This window comes from Methylobacterium sp. CCH5-D2 (assembly GCF_001556475.1).
Classification (GTDB): Bacteria; Pseudomonadota; Alphaproteobacteria; order Rhizobiales; family Beijerinckiaceae; genus Methylobacterium; species Methylobacterium hispanicum.
In genome coordinates this window covers 1-640 of the sequence record NZ_LSIX01000910.1, presented here as the reverse complement: position 1 = coordinate 640, position 640 = coordinate 1, and the positions used below count along the sequence as shown (strand labels likewise).

The following is a 640-nucleotide window of genomic DNA, read 5'->3' as shown; positions in this document are numbered from 1 at the left end:
GGGTAGCCGTAACCGTAGCCGCCGCCGTAGCCGCCATAGTAGCCGTAGCGCGGGGCCGCGCTCGCCGCGATGGCGCCGCCGATCAGGCCGAGGGCCGCGCCGGCCGCGAGGGCGCCGCCGACATTACGGCGATAGCCGTAGCCCCGGTAGCCGTAGCCGCCGTACCCGCCGCGCCAGCCGTAGCCGCGGCCGTAGTAGCCGCCGCGCCAGCCGACATTGTCGACCGTGGCGTTGGCGCCGCCCACCTGGTTGCCCGACAGGGCAGGAAGCGGGGCCGCCTGCGCGGTCTGCACGGCACCGATCGAGGTCCCGAGTGCCGTGACGCCGGCCAGGGCGAGAGTCATGAAGCGCGACATGATCGCGATCTCCTGAGCATGGGAAGGTCCCGGAAAACGGCGGGACCGCCCCTCTCGTTCCAGTCCGTACGGTCGCAGGCCCACGAAAGTGCGCGGCCGCACACGGGTCCGTGCCGGGACCCGCTCGGGCGCTTCAGAAGATGCAGGCCTCGAAGGCCGGCTCCACCGAGCGCTGCCACGCGCCCTCGTAGGCGGCGAGCCGGTCCTCCGCGCGCGAGCGCCCGGCCGCCACGATGGCCTCCAGCGGCTGCAGGTAGATCGTCTCGTCCCGGCCCGACGCGTCC

General features: G+C 73.9%; 1 protein-coding gene and 1 pseudogene. Both read right to left on the bottom strand.

Annotated features, from left to right (window positions below):
- Positions 1–356, bottom strand: a 356-nt coding sequence (locus tag AX737_RS24605; protein ID WP_066925893.1) for a hypothetical protein, incomplete at its 3' end; no start/stop codon positions are given.
- A gap of 133 nt (positions 357–489) precedes the next feature.
- A pseudogene (locus AX737_RS36345) lies at positions 490–640 on the bottom strand (glutamate--cysteine ligase); the annotation flags it as partial.